Genomic DNA, 18133 nt, shown 5'->3' on the forward strand with positions numbered 1-18133 from the left:
ATCGCCGGCGAGGCCCTGCAGCGCATCGCCGAGCTCTATCACGTCGAGGCTGCGATCCGGGGGCGGCGCCCGGATGAGCGTCAGGCCACGCGCCAGGAAAAGAGCAGGCCGATCATCGAGGCTCTCGAGCCATGGTTGCGGGCGAAGCTGGCGCTGATCAGCCAGAAGACCAAGCTCNCGGAGGCGATCCGCTACGCGCTCTCGCGCTGGGAGGGGCTGCCCCTCTTCCTCGACGACGGCCGCGTCGAGCTGGACAACAATATCGTGGAGCGCTCCATCCGCCCCCCGGCCCTCACCCGGAAGAATGCGCTCTTCGCCGGCTCCGACCGCGGCGCCGAGCACTGGGCCGTCATCGCCTCGCTGGTCGAGACCTGCAAGCTCAACGGAAGCGATCCCGAGGCCTACCTCGCGGACGTCATCACCCGCATCGTCAACGGCCACCCCAACAGCTGCATCGACGACCTTTTGCCATGGGCCTATCCCGCACAGCCCGTCCTCAGCAACGTGGCCTGAAGACGACGCTTACGGTTGAAGCGAAGCGCCTTGAGCTGCTCGGCATAGCTGTAGGCCAGCAGCCAGTCCCGGACGTGGCGCCTGAGGTCGTCGATCGAGTCGTAGTGGAAGGCGCGGACAGTCGCGTCCCTGATGGTTCGGACCATGCGTTCAGCCTGGCCATTGGTCCACGGATGATAGGGCCTGGTCAGCCTGCGCTCGATGCCGCGCTCGGCGCAGACCCTTCCGAAGACGTGGGCGAGAAAGCCGGCCTCGGCCCTCTTGTCGTGCTGGACGAACTGAACCCCGTTATCCGTCAGTACCGTGTGGACCTTGTAGGGGACGGCCATGAGCAGAGCCTTGAGGAAACCCGCCGCCACGAGCTTCGTCGCCCTCCGGTAGATCCGGGCGAAAACTAGCTTGGAAATCCGGTCGACTGCGACGAACAGATAGGCCTTGCCGCCCTCGTAGCGCGGCTCGGCGATATCGATGTGGAAGTAACCGATCTCGTAAGCCTTGAACCGCTTCGGCCTTTCGCGATCCACCTTCGGCAGCCGAGAGATGCCGTGACGCTGCAGGCAGCGATGCAGCGACGAGCGGGTCAGATGTGGAATGACGTCCTTCAGCGCGACGAAGACGTCGTCCAGCGGCAGGCGAACCTGCACGCACAGAGCGACGATGGCGGCCTCCTCGATGGCCGAGAGTGTGGAGCTACGACGCTCCTTCGGCCCCATCGGCGCGTCCTCAACCGCCGGGCGGGCCCGCCACTTCCTCACGGTCTTTTCGTTGATCTCGAAGCGCCGCGCGAGTTGCGCGGCTGAAGCTTGCGATCGCTGTAGCTCCGCTCGAACGGCGTGCGTGGTCGTGGCGCTCCCGTAAAGAATCTGACCCATAGCGCATCCTCTCTGACGGCGACAACGTTACGCCATCACACTGTGGGACTAAACACCTAGGGCACCATAGCGACCGCGGCTCGCAATATGTGAGCATTCGCTTACACCGAACGCCTGGCTGAGGCCGGCATCGAGCCCTTCATCGGCAGCGTCGGCGACGGCTATGACAACGCTCTCGCCGAGACGATCAACGGCCTCTACAAGGCCGAAGTCATCCATCGGCGGGGGACCTTGGAAATTCTTCGAGCCCGTCGAGTTCGCCATGCTGACCGGGGTCGACTGGTTCAACAATCGCCGGCTGCTGGAGCCTATCGGCAACATCCCGCCGGCCGAAGCCGAGGAACGCTACTATACTCTGCTCGATGAGCAGAAAACGGCGACTTGACTCAAACCAAATGGCCTCCAGTGAACCCCGGGCGGTTCACCAGCTCAAACTGGCTTAAAAAATGGGGCGTACGTCAGGACAGTGTAGGCTTCTTCGGGACCTTTACAATAGAAGCATCCCAGCCTCAGCGCAGGCGATTAAAGAGCAGAATAAAGTTATTCGTCGGCAGGTCAAGCGTGCGTGCAAGCTTCAGCCCAAAGCGAGCGGCCGCCTTTTCGAGATCGCGGATATCCTTGAGCCCCCATTCGGCGACGCCCGCGGCTAGGATTTCCTTATCGAACGCTTCGTTCGATGCGGCTGTATATTCTCCGTCAAGCATGAACGGCCCATAGATCGCCAGGATTCCGTCGGGCGCAAGAGCGGATGACGCAAGACGTGCAACACCCTCCTGTATCGAAATTGGCGCTACCTGGAATAGATTGATCACAAATATCACGTCGAACAGCAGATACTTTGGATTTGGAAAAGTCGCCGGATCCATAATATCAATTAACACAGGATCGACGACATTAGCATTTCGATCCCCAGACCTACTGGATTTTATTTCCCCGAAAACATCAGCATCACAGTCCGACGGATGGAAGCAGATACTTGGGAAATGCGGCGCGAAATATTTTACGTGCAGACCCGACCCACTCGCCAATTCCAGGGCATCACCTGATTTCGGGAAGATTTCCTTGAACACGGCCAAGATCGGGCCTTTGTTGCGGTTTCCCGCCCATGCCACGTAAGAGCTCAGGGGGCGGGGATCAATGGCAGGTCTTTGATCGGCTTGAGTCATATATTGCTCCTTGGCAGATAGCTCGCGCGCAGAGCTAACGAGCTGAGGTTAGGCCGGTTGAGCAAGCAACTCGGCAAGGAAGCCATCCACGGCGGTATTGAAGCCGAAATCGACACCAAGATGGCTAACTAGGCGTGTAGTTCCGAAGCGCGGGAAATCAGCGAGGCTGCCCCCAATTGCGGGAGGCACTATCAGCCAGACGCTTCATGCAGAGCGACAACCACCCACGCCATCCGAGCATCGAAGGCTCCGCTCAAAAGGCCAACAGCACGCTACAGCCTTAATCGAAAAACCATCACCGAGTGGTGTAGGCGCAGTTTTCTGTATGACGCGCCGATGTGACCGAAGGCGCCTCGTTTGACCGCCCTGTTCCGCGGGCATACTCTCCTACCGCCCGGACGATGACCTGCCTTATGCATTGCAGGCTTCGGCCCCGCACCCGACCGAGCGCGGCGAGCCAAGTTCCTGCGCGATCGTCGCGGCCGGGGTCGCACGCGGAGCCCGACGGAGCGCCAACCTCGCGTCACGAAACACCCGTTCGCCACCCGCCCGGAAGCAGTCCAGCCACCGGTATGCTGCACTGACCGACACGCCACCAGCCTTGGCTGCGACTAAAGTCCACCAACGCCTCCAACGATCAACTTTAACAGAATCAGCACTACCGCTAAAGAGCATCAATTTTAGAACGCCACCACCTGAGCTTAAATATCATTTCATTTGAAACACCCACTCCGACATACGACCATCCATCATATACACCTCAAATTAACGGACAGCAAAGCCAACCTAAACGCCAAAATCACCCCCCCATACATTGGGCGATAATAAATCAAATATTAGCCATATAGCCAAAAATACTCGAACACAAACCATTTACGGCGGCATATATTGTAACTACAAAAAGACACGAAACACAAATACCATAAAAATTCATGCGAGGATTCATATTTTTAATAAAAAATCGGAACGTCGCTGCATTTCAAGGTAGAGTAAAATATCTTTTACGATAGACGCATGCAGTACAATTGTTGATTGATTATAAAATATGATACAATAGCAAGTATAGATTCAGGCCTCATTGATCCAGAAGAGAACGATTGCTGCGAGGCAGATTGCCGAGAAGGAGGTGCGGGCGCAGCGATCGTAGCGCAAGGTGACGCGGCGCCAGTCCTTGATGCGGCCGAACATGTTCTCGATGCGATGACGCTGCCGGTAGACCGCCTTGTCGACGCCGTTCGCCGATCCCGGACGATTTCCAGCCCCGCGGCGGCTCAGGACGGTGTTGTTTATGCTCGTCGCATCGGGGGACGGCGTTGCACCCGATCAGCGGCAACTCGCACACGCCGCGGCCTCCCGCACATTCAGAGCGACACTCCACCCGCAATATCGCTACGGTAGCGGGCGATCGAGGTCTGATAGTATTGCGCGCGGATGGTCACCATGGCCTCGATCAACGGTCCCCAGGGTGCGGGAAAGCATTCTTCCTCCATCACCCTTTGCAGCATTCGCGCGTGGCCAGCCAATTCGTCGTCAAGGAACTCTACCACCGGCATCGCCGGATAGCGCTGCAGCAAGAGGATCGCGGCATTGTCCGCCTCGCCGGCCGACTGGTCTTTGTCGCGTCCATGCAGATCGTTCTGCAAGCGCCCTATGACGGAGATGAGCCGCAAGACCTGGCGAAACGCCGGACGCGCACGCAAGGCCACTATGTCCAACCCCCACAGCAATGATAGGCAACTAAGCACGTTCGCGTAGGCGATCGAATCGATGCCGTTGTGTAGGTACTCGGCGTAGGACCAGCCCCCCCCCCCCGCCTGCGCGTGTCCGGAGCGCAGTGCCGCACAGTAACGCCGGGTATCGTCAAGAAGCTGTGTATAGTCACGACGATTGTAGGCGAGGGCGGCCAGCGAAGAGCGCAGCACAGCGCAGCCTTCAAATCCGGGGAGCATGCACGGCACGCCCTGCCCTAGTGCCTGCTCCACCGCAGCCAGTTGCTCCGGCGCGATCAGGTCAAGATCGTTGCAATCATCGAGCCAAAACAGCAGGGCCAATTCACGACAGAATGCGACGATCAGCGTTTCGTCCAGCGGATCGCGGCCGGTGCGGGCGCTAGTTTCGCACAGGCTCGGGTGGATGCGCTGCAGGATATACTGGCCGCCCCTGACCGCTTCCACGGCATGCTCGTCGGCAAATCCAATCAGGGAACGTCCCCACTCCAGCACCTGCTGCAACACGCGTTCAATCTGAATCATGATATCCCCCCTGCTGCCTCGACCACAACGCTCCGCTTCCAATGAAGCGCCAGCCATAACCCGGCGAGTTCGGCTACACGGACGACCCGGGTGGGGCAATACAACTCCTTGCCGATCCATAATGGAGTCTGGGGCAACGCATAGGCTGCATGGCGGTCGAGCATCCACTGCCGCGCATGCGCGACCGCCTGTGCGACGCGCCAGCGCTCTGTAGGTTCTTCACTCCCATTCATCACGTGCAACGCGAACAGCGCATAGGCAGTTTCCTCGAATGTGGACGCGCGACCGACACCCCAGCTGCCGTCGGCGCGTTGCGCTTGGAGTAGCGCCGCCAGAGCGCGTTCGTCGCGCCACTGGGGTTTGCCCTGCGCCAGCGAAGCGATCGCGTGCGCGGTAGGATACAACCACGAAACGTGCCATTTTTCATTATTCCATACCCCCTCCGGGTTGCGCTTGGCCTCGATGTAAGCGCTGGTGCCGACGGCGGCATTTCCCGAGAGTCGTAACGCATGCAGGGCATGGATGTTGGTCGACAACGAGACGTTGCGCTCACCTGGGAAGGTCACGAACAGCTCGCCGATTTCGAAATGGCGCAACACATCGACCGCAGGGTCACGGCCTGCAAGGCGCAGAACGCATAGCGCAACGGCGGTGTCGTCCGCATCGGCCGCAAAGTGCAAAGCAGGCCCCAGACCGCGCACGCCTAGGCGGACGTCGAGCTGCGCAACGATTACGCGCACCGCCTCGGCGAGCGCGGGATGCGCAAATAGCCCGGCAAGATGCAGAGTGTACAGCGACCAGCATGGTTCGAACACATCAATCGGCCAAACGTTGGGAACGACACCTTCGATTCCGCTGCACGTCGCGCGCGATGCCGCCTTCAGATACGCCTCGGCGCGCGCCACCTGTGGCATGCCCCCCCGTGCCATGGCTTGCGCGCGCCACGCGGCTGTGGCCGCCGGACTGATGCCGATGCTGCCGTCGCCATCCAGACATACGGTTGTCGGCGACGTCCCCCACGCTTCCCAGGAGTGCAGCAAAGGATGGCCGCTCGGCAACGTCGCCGCCCCCAGCTTGGCTAAGCGCGTTTGCCGTGACTGCAGCAGCGCCGGGTGGCACGGAAACGCCACGCCTCCCGGCAAGGATGCGGCCTCACCGCACAGTTGAGGCAGGATCAGTTCCACTCCGATCGGCGCGTCATCCGGGACCGCATGCGCGTAAGGATCGGGCTGGCGCTCTAGGAACTGGGTCGCAACCTGGATCGCGTCGGCAGCGCCCGGAAGAGAGGCAGCACGCTGCAAAGCCAACAACGCCGCCAACGTTGGTGTATGGCGGAACAGCGGAAAGTCCGCACTTCCCCACCCGCCATCAGCCTGTTGCTGCCTGATGAGCCACTCGTATGCGCTTCGCCGACCGGTGACGTTGCCGTGGAATTGCAGAGCTCGCGCCGTGTCGTATACGGATGGACCGACGCTGCCGCCGTCGCTCATCTCTCTAAGCAGGTGGTGCAATTCGGAAAGGATCTGTTCGGACAGCAGGTTCACGCAGGATGTTCCTTCTGCGAATGGTTGACGAGAACCAGGATCAACAGACGCCACGCACATCCCCATAGGTTCGTGGCAGCCCGGCGCTGGGCCGCGACGGACAGCCGCCTATTCCACCGCGACATGCCAGAACGCTGGTGCCGGTCCGCCGTATGGGCCTACGCGCAGTGTGCGCCGCGGCCGTGCCCGGCGACCGCCGCGATCGACGGCCGACGCAGTGGAACACGGGCCACTCCACGCGGGGGGCTCATGCGCATGGCGCATGCTTGAAAAGATACGCGTTGGCCTGGTGCAGCATCTGTGCCAACCGTTCCGCACGCGGCCCCAATGGGGCGATAGCCTCCCCGGCTTCGCGCAGTAGATCCAGCGCGAACTGGCGCGCCTCCTGCAGCCCCATGATCGACGCGCAGGTAGGCTTCTGCGCCGCCGCGTCTTTTCCGGGAACCTTGCCCAGCGTCGCGGCATCCGCCGTCGCGTCGAGAATGTCGTTGACCACCTGCAAAGCTAGACCGAAACAGGCGCTGTAGTGATCAAGCGCACAGTACAGCATAGCGGGAGCAGCATCCTCTGCGATGGCACATAGTGCACCCATACGAACGGATGCGCGCACTAGCGCTCCGCTCTTCATCCGGTGCATTGCCACGATCCTGTCCAGCTCGACGTACTTTCCGACCAGCGCCAGATCCATGGCCTGCCCGCCAGCGGCACCCTTGGCAGATACCGCCTGCGCCAGTTCACGCACGAGCGCGATATGGTTGTCCCTCGACGCATCTAGGTTCGCCAGGGTCAGGAACGCGTGTGCTTGCAGAGCATCGCCGACGAGGATTGCAGTGGCTTCGCCGAACTTGACGTGCACGGTCGGAAGACCGCGGCGAAGCACGTCGTCGTCCATCGCGGGCAAATCGTCGTGGACTAAGGTACAGGCATGCATCATCTCGATGGCGGCGCCAACGTCGTCGAGGATGTGCGCCGGCGTGTCGGCCAGTGCGCCGGCAGCCAGACAGAGTAAGGCGCGGGTGCGCTTCCCACCACCTAAGGTGGCGTAGCGCATCGCCGCCATCAGCTCGATCCCACCGTCGTCTTCGGCGCAGAGAAGACGTGTCAGCGCCTGTTCGACCCGCTTTACGCCCTCCTGCATCCAGATCTCGGGTTGCAGCTGTCCGCCGGATGCGCCGCGCGCCTGCGCGCACAATCCGCTAGGCGCGGAAACGCCAGTTCGGTCGTCGTGTGGCGTGGAGCCGATCTGCATGTTGTTCATATCCTTGTTCCTAGCAGGAGAAGGCCACTACGAGCGGCGAGCCACCGCAGTGCTGTTGGCGTCGCACCGGCCCCACACTGAGTGAAGCAATGCCGCGCGTCCCGACGCCGCTGTCTCGCCACATGGGGCATACGATGCCAGCTCATGAGAACCCGATGCGGACTGTCATGGACGGATGTGCGGTCGGGTAATAGCGCTGACCTCTTTCGACGTTGCTCAGCAACCGCGGCCGCACCCCGGCCTTTTGCATCGTTAGCGCCAAGGCAATGCTAAACTGCACCAGTTCCAACCATACCAGATGGTAGCCGATGCAGACGTGGGGGCCGGTACCAAACTGCAGCATGTCCACCGGCCGGATCGGCTCCGTGCGGTGCAGCCACCGCGATAAGCGGAACTTATCAGGCGCATCGTGCAGCAACGCTGAGGTTGAAAAATGTAGCAACGGGATGCACAGAGGCGTGCCCGCGGGAACGCGCAATTGGCCGACTTGCAATTCCTGTAGCGCGCGACGCGGCAGGAGTGTGGTCGCCGGATGCACGCGCAGCGTTTCGCGGAACAGCGCCTCGGCGACCGGACATTGAGCTAAGTCCGCGTGCCGGGTCGGCACTGCGCCAACGCGTTGCGCCTCCTCGACCAGGGCATCCCACAGCATAGGCTGCCGGGCCAGCTCGATCACGATCCAGGCCATCGTCGAGGCGGTAGTGTCGTGACCAGCAAGCAGCAGCAGGCGGATATTGGCGACCAGAACGTCATCGGACAGCGCATCGTTACCGCGATCGAAGACGCTCACCATGTCGTTGATCAACCCAGTGCGCGCGGTATGGGCACGCGCGTCGCGAACGAACTGACGCAACTGCGCATCGATCCAATCGCGAGCCGCGCGGCCGCGCCGCAACGGCAGGCCGGGCAGGTCGACCGGGGGGGCAACGATTAACTGCAGCAATTGCCGGTACTTGCGATGCCATCCCGGCAGGTCCCGCGCGGGGATTCCCATGAGGTTGAAGATGAGCTTGAGCATCAGGTCTCCGGTTTCGCGCAGAATGGCTATGTCCCCGCGGTCGCGCCACGCCTGCACCCGCGCCCCGATGACCGGCGCAAACAGGTCGCCGATGCCGGCCTGGGTCAGCCCCTTCGGTAGGAATGCCGCCTTGATCGCATCACGTGCCTGCCGATGCGCAACGCCGTCCTGAGCGACCAACGTTCCGCTGAGCAATTCGGGCGCGATCTCTTCGATCAGCGCCGAGGACACATCCTTATGCCGAAGCATTGCGAACGCATCCGGATCCACACAGGTCATCAAGTGTCCGGCAGGGCCGAAATCCAGCCAGAAATGACTGCCCAGCGCCCGCTCCGCGCGCCGCAGCAGGCGAGGCAGATCGCAGACAATGGCGGGAAGATGCCCGACCACGGGAAAAGCGCCGGGAAGGACCGGAATATCGCACCGCAACCGGTGCCGACGGTCCAGTGGGTTGAGCAGCACGTCCATCAGCAATGCGGTGCCGCGACCGCTTCAGCAGAGGAACCAGCAGGCCGCTCAGCACGGCTGTTGCCACCGTCGGCGTACGTCGGCACATGCGCCAGCATACCGCCATCGATGCATAGAATCTGGCCCGTGACGAACGCAGCATCGTCGGAGAGCAGGAATGCCACCAGCGCGGCCACGTCCTCGGGGCGACCGACGCGCGGAAGAAGTTGGTGTCGGCGCAGATACCGTTGCGCTGGCTCATCCAGCTTGGCGAGGAGACGCTCTGTCATAATGAGCCCCGGTGCAACCGCATTGCACCGGATCTGCGCATGCCCATACTGGGTGGCGAGCGAGGCGGACAGCATGTTCATCGCCGCCTTCGACACTGCATAAGACGTCTGCGCGATGTCACCGCTGAGTCCCTGGCACGACGACATGTTGACGATCGCGCCCCCCCCCCGGGCGATCATCCGTGGTATGGCATGCTGGCAGCAGAGCAGCGTGCCGCGCAGATTGGTCGCCATCGTCTGATCCCAAACCGTCAGATCCAAGTCGAGGATCGCTTGGTCCCGAGGGGTCAAATGCATGGCGCTCGCATTGTTCACTAACAAGTCGACCCCGCCAAAATGCCGCTCCGCCGCCTCGAACAGCGCTGCCACCGCCTGCGCATCGGCGATGTCCATGGTTATGCTCAGCGCGCGGCCCGCTTCGGCCGCGATGTGCTCGGTACAGGCGATGGCCGCCAAGCCATCAATGTCGGCCACCACCACTCTGCCGCCTTCGCGCGCGATCAAGAGGGCGCATGCTTTTCCGATGCCGGCACCAGCTCCGGTCACCACAGCCACCTTGCCTTCAAACCGTCCCATCGTGTCCTCCTAAATTGCTTGGTTTTGGCCGCATGCCCTACGCTGGCAAAGGCGCGGGATCGGCACTGGCACGGTCGTCATCACCAACGTCGCTTTCGATTATCTGAATGGCAGCGACCGGGCACTGGCTAGCCGCGAGCCGCACTGCGGCACGCAACCCCTGCTGGACCGTCTCTACGCACACCTCGGCCACGCCATCTGGTTCGCGCTGGCGAAAGGTGCCCGGCAGTATCAACACGCACTGCCCGGTGGTGCCGCACAGATCCCGGTCGACCACGACGCGCATGTCAGCCCCTCCTCGGTGCACGCAGCCGCACCGGCAGCGCGCGAAACGTCCTGAGGAACGCCGAAGGCTCCCGACTCGGCTGCTCGGCCAATACCAGCGTGGGGAAACGCGCTTGGATCCGCGGCAGGCTCTCAGCCAACTGCACCCTAGCCAGCTGCGCACCGAGACAGAAGTGGATGCCATGACCGAAGCTTAGCATCATCTTCCCGTCGACAGACACGCCAGGAGCAGTACCGTAGAACCGCGCGGGATCGAAGCGGTCCGGATTGGAAAAGGCGTCCGGATCGCGATTGCCGGCCGCGATCAGCACGCGCACGTCTGCATTCTTCGGGATTACCACCCCCCCCAACTCCACGTCGCGCTGGGCGATACGTGGAATGGAGCTGAACATGGCGGGCGCTTCATAGCGCAGGACTTCTTCGACGAATGCCTTCACTCCCACAGCGTCGCCCTGCAGCCAGTGTCGTTGTCCGGGATACGCCAGCATCGCTAGGACTGCATGGTCGATAGTCGCGGCAGTGGTTGCGAAGCCGCCCAGCAGCATCCCCCACAACATGCTGATCAACTCCGCATCCGACAGTGTGTCTGCATCGTCGTCGTGAGCACCGACCAACATCGACACGATGTCGTGGCGAGGATCGTTGCGTTTGCACTGTATGAGGTCGTTGAAGTAGGCCTGCATCCTCGCGCTGGCTGCGTCCGCCGCCGCGAGTTCGGGATCGCTGGCGTGCGGGCTCAGGCCTTCCAAAATGGCACCGATGCCGGCAACGAGCCCGAACATGTCGTTTTGGGGCATGCCGAACAGTTCGGCGAAGACCAGCATGGGCAAGGCCAGCGCGAATTCCCAATGCAGGTCCACCGCCTCCCCGCGCTCCAGCGCGGGCGCCATGCCATCCAGGCGCGCTGCGACGATGCGCGCGATGCTCGGCCGTAGGTTGTCGATCTGGCGCGTGGTGAAATCGCGCGAGATCAGTCGACGCAGACGGGTATGCGTTGGTGGCTCCTTCATGGCTAGCGTGGAAGCCAGCAGATTTAGCGATAGGCTAGTCGCCGCACGCGGAAAATAGCGCGCCAATTCGCCCGGCGCCGGTCCCCGCAGCGCATCGCCCGTAGCCTTGAGCGCCCAGTCGATGTCAGCGTGGCGACTCAACAAAAAGAGGCCCGAGGCAGCGCGATGCACAGGATCATGTTCGCGCAACCAACGCATGAACGGATACGGGTCGTGGATACAGGCCAGCGACGCCAGTTCGGCGAAAGCGTCCCGACATGCCACCCTGGTTTCTTGCACGTTCATTTTATTACCTGTTGGCTGACTGATTTGGCCGGCGCGCGCAAGGCGTGTCGGCAAATTGCGGAGAAGAACGACGTGCGCCCATCACCAAAGCACCGGAAACTCCTCGAAGCCGCCGGTGATGATCTCTTTGCGTAACTTCAGTTTTTCGGACGCCACGGCCAAACGTAGCGCCGGAAAGCGCTGGAAAATCGAACCAAACACCACCTTGAGTTCCAGTCTGGCCAGCGCTAACCCGATGCAGTAGTGTGGCCCGTAAGAGAATGCCAAGTGCGGCTTTTCCTTGCGCCCGATGTCGAAGATTTCGGGGTTGTCGAAATGGCGCGGATCGAACGACGTCGCCGGCAGGCCGACCAGAACCTTACTGTCCGCGGGAATATTCACCCCCGCAATGGTTACATCGGTCCGCGGATAGCGCATGATGCCGTCCCAACCCGCACCCGGCGGATACATGCGCAGGATCTCCTCCACCGCCTTGTCCGCCAGGGATGGATCACCGACCAGACGTTCCCGCTGTTGCGGGTGGCGGAACATGGCCAGTAGGCCAAATTCGATCTGTGCGACGGTGCTTTCGTGCCCCGCGACCAACATGCCTGCAGCCAGACCGATCGCCTCTTCTTCGGTCGCCCTGCCCTGATCGACCGCCGCGAGCAAATCCGTCAGTAGATCATCGCCCGGTTCCAGGCGCTTGTTCAGCATCTTATCGCGAATGTAGGCGCGCAGTTCTTCCCAGGCTAGGCGCGACGCGCTGCGTGGGCCACTTTCATGTTGGTGCGTCATCACCTCGTCGGACAGCCCCGCAAAAAAGCCGTGATCCTCGTAATGCACGCCCATCAGCGCACTGATGACCATGGCCGGCAGCGGAAATGAGAGGTAGCGTCGCAGGTCGGCTGGCTGAGGCTGGGCAGCCAGCACCTCGAACAACTGCGCAGCAATCGTCTCGACCTGTTGCGCAAGCATCTCCACCCTACGGTTGCTGAAGGTCGGCGCCACGATCGCACGTAACCGGGCATGCTCCCCCCCCTCGTGCGAGACTAGCCACCCCGGCGAACCGAGGATCACCGAATCCGGGGTGAACGCCGCCGGCGGCATCCCCGCAGGCCTGAATGCCACATCGGACAGCACCATCTTGGCCTCGTCGTAGCCAGTCACCCACCAACCCTCATGCCCGGACGGGAACCGGACGCGGTGAATCGGACCATTGGCGCGTAGAGCCAACATCTCGGGCGATGGCTCGATGTGATCAACGCGCCACATCGGCAGAGTCGGCAAAGGCTGTTCGGACATGATCGCAGCTCACTCTCTAAGTATTGGAAAGACGGAAAGTGACCGAAAGTCTATGATGGCAGCAAATTACGCTAGACGGCATGTACACAATACCATCCACCACGACATCCAGCACCATCTCTTCCAGCCACGCAACCAGTAAGGAAAACGGGCAGCGCAATTCCAAGAACGACTACTCAGCACCCAGGCAGAAATGCCCCCCACCGAAAGACAAGTGCGGATTGTGCCGCAAGGTGAGATCAAACCTGTCAGCGCCGGGACCGAAGACTTCTTCATTTCGAATCGCCTAATGGAACGTCATCAGAACGGTATCGCCGCGACGGATCATGCATTCTTCAATCTCCACGTCCTGAGTTGCATAGCGGAATGGGAGATAGGCCACTGAGCCCCCTCCCCCTGCGCAGGATCTCCTCAATCGCCTTCGACCACGGAACTTGGCCGCTGCGCACCAAATGCAATTGCTGCGGAAGCATCAACAATGCCAGCACGCCATTACCGATGACGCCAGTGGTGTTCACAAAGCCCAGCAGAGAGCAGCACGAACAACACGTCGATGAACTCGGTGTCGGAAACGAACTCGCCGTTGTCGCGCCCGACGATCAAGACCGCAGCTAGATCATCGCCGAGCTGCCCTCGCTCGAGCTCAATGAGACGACGGAATAACTCTGGGACACGCTACCGCGCCGGTCGCCCCCCTCCCCCCCGCCCCCCTGCGGCTGAGGCCGAGGTGCTGGCCAGACTGTTGGTAAGCGCTACAATCTCCTCGCACCGCTCGTCCGGCAGACCGAACAGTTCAGCCATCACGTTGGAGGGCAGCGGAATGGCGAACTCGCTCATCAGATCGGCGCTGCCGCAGCACCGCGCCATCTCGACCATCAGTCGATCAACACATCGCTCGATCCTTGAAGCCAGCAGCGCGATACAGCTAGACACAAAACTCTTGGACACCAACCGGCGCAAGCGTTGGTGATCGCCCCCCGTGCCGCGACCATGTTGCTCAACTTGCACACCCCGATCAAAGGACAATCTTCGAGAATCTCGCCATCCCGAAGCGACCGCCACTGCCGCGAGCCACCATTGAAACACTGGCCAGAAAGCACTCGTCTGAGCGCCCGGTGACGGCCGGCCACCCAGATTACGACATCACCAGGCAGCGGCACTCGCGCCATGCCCCTCTGCCGTAGAACCACAGAAGACGAAACATCAAGTTGCGCGGACGCAGCCGACAAATCAATCACGTTACATCGATCACCTAGACTCATGCCACGCCCCCCCCCCCCCCCCTGCACATCAAATATATACTACAATATTTATGTAAAATTCAACCTAATTACACAACTCACCCCCACTCTTACCCTTTCAACGACCTCCAGATTCGCTATCGACATCGCAACGGCACGCACACAAGCACATCACGCAATATTATTTTTGCGCCACGCGCCATTTTTAATCTCATTAAATCTTAAATACCATCACAACAACATACAGACACAATAACAATAATTTCACATCAAACAACTTATACCCTTTATATAACACAACACAGCCCAGAATGCGCCAACCGAGCTCCGAGACCCGCTTCATTCGGTCGACCAAGCGACGCGCCAAAACCAATCCGCGCTAATGATTTCGGCCAAGCCCGCGCAGCCAACAGAAACGCTTGGCGCCTCTGATATCAACTGATGGCCCGAGGCGTAACTGCTACACCGTTCGATTGTCAACAGGTCAGCACAAGTAGAAGTCGTTGTCTGCATAAACAACCGAACCGGACAGAGGCCCCTGGACACAACCCACCAGGAAGGCGGCGACCCGCCCGACATCCTCAATTGGCACAAGTCGGTCCGCCGGCGTGCGCACCCTAACCTCGTCCAACAACTCGTCGAAACGGCCGATTCCGGATGCCCCGCACGTCTTAATTGGGCCGGGCGAGATTGCGTAAGCGCGGATCCCGCGCTCCCCCAACTCGGCAGCAAGATAGCGCACGCTAGACTCGAGAGCCGCCCTTACCGGCCCCATAAGATTAGAGCCCTCGACCACGCGATCGGCGCCATAGAAAACTACCGTCAGCAAACACCCCCCCTTTTTCATCAGCGGCGCTGCTAATTTCGCCATGCGAATAAAAGAGTGACACGATACATCCATAGCCAACGCGAAACCCTCGGCCGAGGAGTTGACCACGTTCGCACGCAGATCCTCGCGCGGCGCAAACGCAATTGAGTGAAGCAGGAAATCCAACTGCCCCCAATGCTTGCAAATGACATCGAAGAGGGCCTCCAACTGCCCAGACACACGCACATCGCAGGGAAAAAAAATTGGCGCGTTGAGCGTGTCGGCGACGGGCTGAACAAAGGGCTTAGCCCCTTCGTTGAGATAGGTTATCGCCAGCTCAGCTCCAGCCCTCCTGAAAGCAACCGAACAACCAGCGGCAATGCTGTGATCGTTGACGATACCAGCCACGAGCCCACGCTTGCCTCTGAGATCGATAATTGAACTCATCGAATTATCCTTTCCAAGGGAGAAGACCTCGCCCGAGATCGCCCACCCTTCGTCAGCCGGATTGACCAAGGCCAGTCAAGGCCGTGCACTACGCACGAACGAGCAAGATGGAGGTCGGAACCACCTCCCACCGACAACATTTCCCAACAGACGACCCCCGAAAGCGACCACACCGCGCCAGGGACCAATAACCACCCCGCCGCCCGGCGGGCGACAACTAAAATAAGGCCACACTGAACATTCAACACAATAAATCACCCCCCCCATTTAGAATACCTATTAGCGACCAAACACCGCAGAACGCACACGCGAAGCACGCCGCCCACCCGAGCTCCTTACAAAGGGACAACGTCGCAGCGCGCAAAAAGCGGGCCCCTCACCCCTCCCCGACAAAGGGGGTAGCAACACCTTACCCCCATCAACGCCAGAGAACGCCGGCGACTGCGACCCACGACACCCAACCAACATCAACCGATCCAACACCCCCTCCATACCAACCAGAAGCCGAACAACATCATCCCACACACCCAATTCCGACCACCGTACATAGCGATTATAAAGCGTTCGAGGCGAACCATAACAAGCGGGCGCATCACTCCACTTCACCTCAGACTTTAGCACATGTATAATTCCGCTTATTACCATACGATCATCAGCACGAGGCCGCCCCCGCACCGCACACGGGAGAAGAGGACGAACACACTCAAACTCATATTCAGTAAGCCAAAACCCGCCACCATTCATGCCACCCCCTCCCTCGCCATCTCGACACACGCGCCAAAACCACTCAACCACCCTGGGAATTCACCCTACACACACCAATGCGCAGAGCCACAACTGCAACCAAAGATTGACGGACACTCCAAATCATAGGATAGCAACACTCCGCCGGAATTCAAGACTCATATCCAGGGTATAAAATGTATTTATTGTCTTTTTTTCATTTGCTCTTAAAAGCAGGCAGTTTTTTACCGTCATTTTTACGTTGAAAATCATTATTATAGCTAGACTGGCATACACAGCTTGCAATTTAAACGAACATCTATGCGGCAACACACACAGAACTCACCCCAACGCTACACGGGGGAATGTCATGAATCAAATGGACAACCTGACTCGCCGAATGGATGAGTTAATATCCGAGGCCGATCAACTTGATAACAACAGGATATACTTTAAAGGCACGTACTCAACCGGCCACCACATCGACGAAGCGGCATTTGCCGCATGGAAAATGAGCGCGAAAAATATACTAATTGCGATGAATGGACCGGATTCTGTATATCTGCAAGCATTTATGCGGAAGGAGAATGGCGGCTTTTACAACACCAATCACTGCACGCTAATCTACCTCAAGGAGATAATCATATCCGCAAAAAAAGATTATTGCCAAAATGCAATCGCTAGATCTTCAAATATGTCCATCAATGATACTATCAGCCAACACCTCGGAGACGCAAAACGCCTACTTTCAGCCGGATTCACAAGAGAAGCAGCAATAATAACAGGTATTTCACTCGAGGCATGGCTAATTGACCTATGCTTACGCCACAAAGCATCCTATCTAGATGTAGAAACAAGCTCCAGGCATATGGTAAATATTGGCGCCATCGATTATAGTGATCGACAATTAATTATAGAGATATTGCAGTTGAGAAATGATATAGTTTTATCGTTAGATAGGCCTGTCACATCAGAGGAGTCTGAAAAATTATTCTTGCTGATAAATAAATATTTAAAAACGGCACGCCTGTAAACAGGGATTTGATTAATTGTATTATACATTTTGACGTGCAACGATTTTTTCTTTCCTGTGGAGGAAGGCCCAGCTGGGCTTTGGTCCTCATGAGACCGGCCTGCGAACATCGACGGCGCCACGCCGCCGAGACTCACATGGCGCGGATCGTGTTGTAGTCGATCCGCCAATGCCTCGATGATGCGCTGCGCCTCGGCAGGCGAGGCGCGGCGCGCTCATTGAGGCACCCGTTCCGGAAGTGGCCGTAGATGGGGTGGAGAGCCCCTGTCGCCCTGCATCTGCGTAACATGATGGCGGTCGGGACAAGCTGTTCATCAGAAGCCGTCCCAAGCAAATCAGCATCGTCGGCCTAGGTGTTTGATCCCGATGTTTGATGGTGCAGTCTTTTCGTGTGAATGGAAGGATGCGCTATGGGCCAGGTTCTTCATGGATGCGCCACGACGACAGAGGCGGTCCGTCGAGCGTACAGGATAGTCAAGAGCCTGAGGGCCCTGGCGAAGCGCTACGGGATCAACCAGAAGACCGTCGCGAAACGCAGCCTTCTTCGCGAGGGAAGTGACATGAAGTTCGCCTTCATCGCGAAGCACCGGACCATGTGGCCGGTGGCATGGCTCTGTGATGCCTGTTGAAGCTGAGAAAGAGACGGTCTCCCTTCGCACCATCTCTCTCAGCTTCAGACAGGGGGCCACTGTGTTGTTCAAGCCATGGCGATGGGTGCTCCTTTTCGGCTCATGGCGTTGATGATGACGAGGAGTTGGCGTGCGACGGCGATGAGTATGGTCTTGGGTGCCTTGCCTTTGAGACGCATCCTGTCGCGCATAGCCGTGAGGGTTGGAACGCGGCGGGAGGCCGATAGGGCGGCGATGTAAAGGGCCTCTCGGACCTTTCGCCGGCCGCCCCAGATGCGCCGGGCCCCGCGCCATGTGCCGCTTTCGCGTGCATGGGGCGCAAGGCCGGCCAGAGAGGCGATGCGGCGGCGGCAGAGTGTTCCCAGCTCGGGCAGCTCGCCGAGCAGCGTGGCCAGCACCGTGGGACCGATGCCTGGCACGGCCGTCAGCAGAGCGGCCTGGGCCGAAAGGGC

Annotated in this window: 14 protein-coding genes and 4 pseudogenes; 4 read left to right on the forward strand and 14 right to left on the reverse strand. The window is 59.8% G+C overall.

Annotated features, from left to right (window positions below):
- The coding region (locus YU1_RS0124025) for an IS66 family transposase (RefSeq protein ID WP_029006116.1) at positions 1-513 on the forward strand (513 nt) is incomplete at its 5' end.
- 17 nt (positions 514-530) lie between these two features.
- Here YU1_RS0124025 and YU1_RS30990 read toward each other — a convergent pair.
- Positions 531-1385, reverse strand: a pseudogene (locus tag YU1_RS30990) (IS481 family transposase); the annotation flags it as partial.
- A gap of 56 nt (positions 1386-1441) precedes the next feature.
- Between YU1_RS30990 and YU1_RS32940 the strand changes: the two are divergent.
- Positions 1442-1770: pseudogene (locus YU1_RS32940) on the forward strand (transposase domain-containing protein); the annotation flags it as partial.
- 124 nt (positions 1771-1894) lie between these two features.
- Here the strand turns inward: YU1_RS32940 and YU1_RS32945 are convergent.
- The 12 genes and pseudogenes from YU1_RS32945 to YU1_RS34955 form a co-directional block, all read right to left on the reverse strand.
- Positions 1895-2551 carry a DUF938 domain-containing protein gene (locus YU1_RS32945; RefSeq protein ID WP_029006249.1) on the reverse strand — a complete coding sequence of 219 codons (657 nt, stop codon included), beginning with the start codon at positions 2549-2551 and terminating at the stop codon, positions 1895-1897.
- 1068 nt (positions 2552-3619) lie between these two features.
- Positions 3620-3775: pseudogene (locus YU1_RS31000) on the reverse strand (transposase); the annotation flags it as partial.
- Positions 3776-3912: 137 nt separating this feature from the next.
- A complete protein-coding gene (locus YU1_RS0124050) occupies positions 3913-4803 on the reverse strand; it encodes a terpene synthase family protein (RefSeq protein WP_029006250.1) in 891 nt (296 codons plus the stop codon).
- Positions 4800-6347 (reverse strand): hypothetical protein, encoded by a 1548-nt coding sequence (locus YU1_RS0124055; RefSeq protein WP_029006251.1) that lies wholly within the window; start codon positions 6345-6347, stop codon positions 4800-4802. The genes YU1_RS0124050 and YU1_RS0124055 overlap by 4 nt, the downstream gene beginning before the upstream one ends.
- Before the next feature lie 247 nt (positions 6348-6594).
- Entirely contained in the window at positions 6595-7596 is a 1002-nt protein-coding gene (locus YU1_RS0124060; RefSeq protein ID WP_029006252.1) for a polyprenyl synthetase family protein, read from the reverse strand.
- A gap of 151 nt (positions 7597-7747) precedes the next feature.
- The gene (locus tag YU1_RS0124065; protein ID WP_029006253.1) at positions 7748-9091 is read right to left on the reverse strand and encodes a cytochrome P450; all 1344 of its coding nucleotides are present in this window, start codon (positions 9089-9091) and stop codon (positions 7748-7750) included.
- Complete coding sequence (locus YU1_RS0124070; RefSeq protein ID WP_029006254.1) at positions 9091-9936, reverse strand: SDR family oxidoreductase; 846 nt, start codon at positions 9934-9936, stop codon at positions 9091-9093. Before YU1_RS0124070 ends, YU1_RS0124065 begins: the two co-directional genes overlap by 1 nt.
- A gap of 37 nt (positions 9937-9973) precedes the next feature.
- On the reverse strand, positions 9974-10222 hold the full coding sequence (locus tag YU1_RS31005; protein WP_051357288.1) for a ferredoxin: 249 nt from the start codon (positions 10220-10222) through the stop codon (positions 9974-9976).
- A gap of 1 nt (position 10223) precedes the next feature.
- Entirely contained in the window at positions 10224-11516 is a 1293-nt protein-coding gene (locus YU1_RS0124080) for a cytochrome P450 (protein WP_029006255.1), read from the reverse strand.
- 81 nt (positions 11517-11597) lie between these two features.
- Positions 11598-12800 carry a cytochrome P450 gene (locus YU1_RS0124085; RefSeq protein WP_029006256.1) on the reverse strand — a complete coding sequence of 401 codons (1203 nt, stop codon included), beginning with the start codon at positions 12798-12800 and terminating at the stop codon, positions 11598-11600.
- Between the two features lie 1725 nt (positions 12801-14525).
- Positions 14526-15296 (reverse strand): enoyl-ACP reductase FabI, encoded by a 771-nt coding sequence (fabI, locus tag YU1_RS0124100; RefSeq protein ID WP_029006258.1) that lies wholly within the window; start codon positions 15294-15296, stop codon positions 14526-14528.
- Between the two features lie 279 nt (positions 15297-15575).
- A complete protein-coding gene (locus tag YU1_RS34955) occupies positions 15576-16040 on the reverse strand; it encodes a transposase (RefSeq protein ID WP_084540092.1) in 465 nt (154 codons plus the stop codon).
- A gap of 349 nt (positions 16041-16389) precedes the next feature.
- Here YU1_RS34955 and YU1_RS33685 point away from each other — a divergent pair, with 349 nt between their 5' ends.
- A complete protein-coding gene (locus YU1_RS33685) occupies positions 16390-17052 on the forward strand; it encodes a hypothetical protein (protein ID WP_156922419.1) in 663 nt (220 codons plus the stop codon).
- 410 nt (positions 17053-17462) lie between these two features.
- A pseudogene (locus tag YU1_RS34560) lies at positions 17463-17675 on the forward strand (hypothetical protein); the annotation flags it as partial.
- Positions 17676-17749: 74 nt separating this feature from the next.
- On the opposite strand, the gene YU1_RS32960 reads toward YU1_RS34560, so the two are convergent.
- Positions 17750-18133: transposase (locus tag YU1_RS32960; protein ID WP_029006259.1), on the reverse strand; the 384-nt coding region annotated here is incomplete at its 5' end.

The sequence above is a fragment of the Azorhizobium doebereinerae UFLA1-100 genome, from assembly GCF_000473085.1.
Taxonomy (GTDB): Bacteria; Pseudomonadota; Alphaproteobacteria; order Rhizobiales; family Xanthobacteraceae; genus Azorhizobium; species Azorhizobium doebereinerae.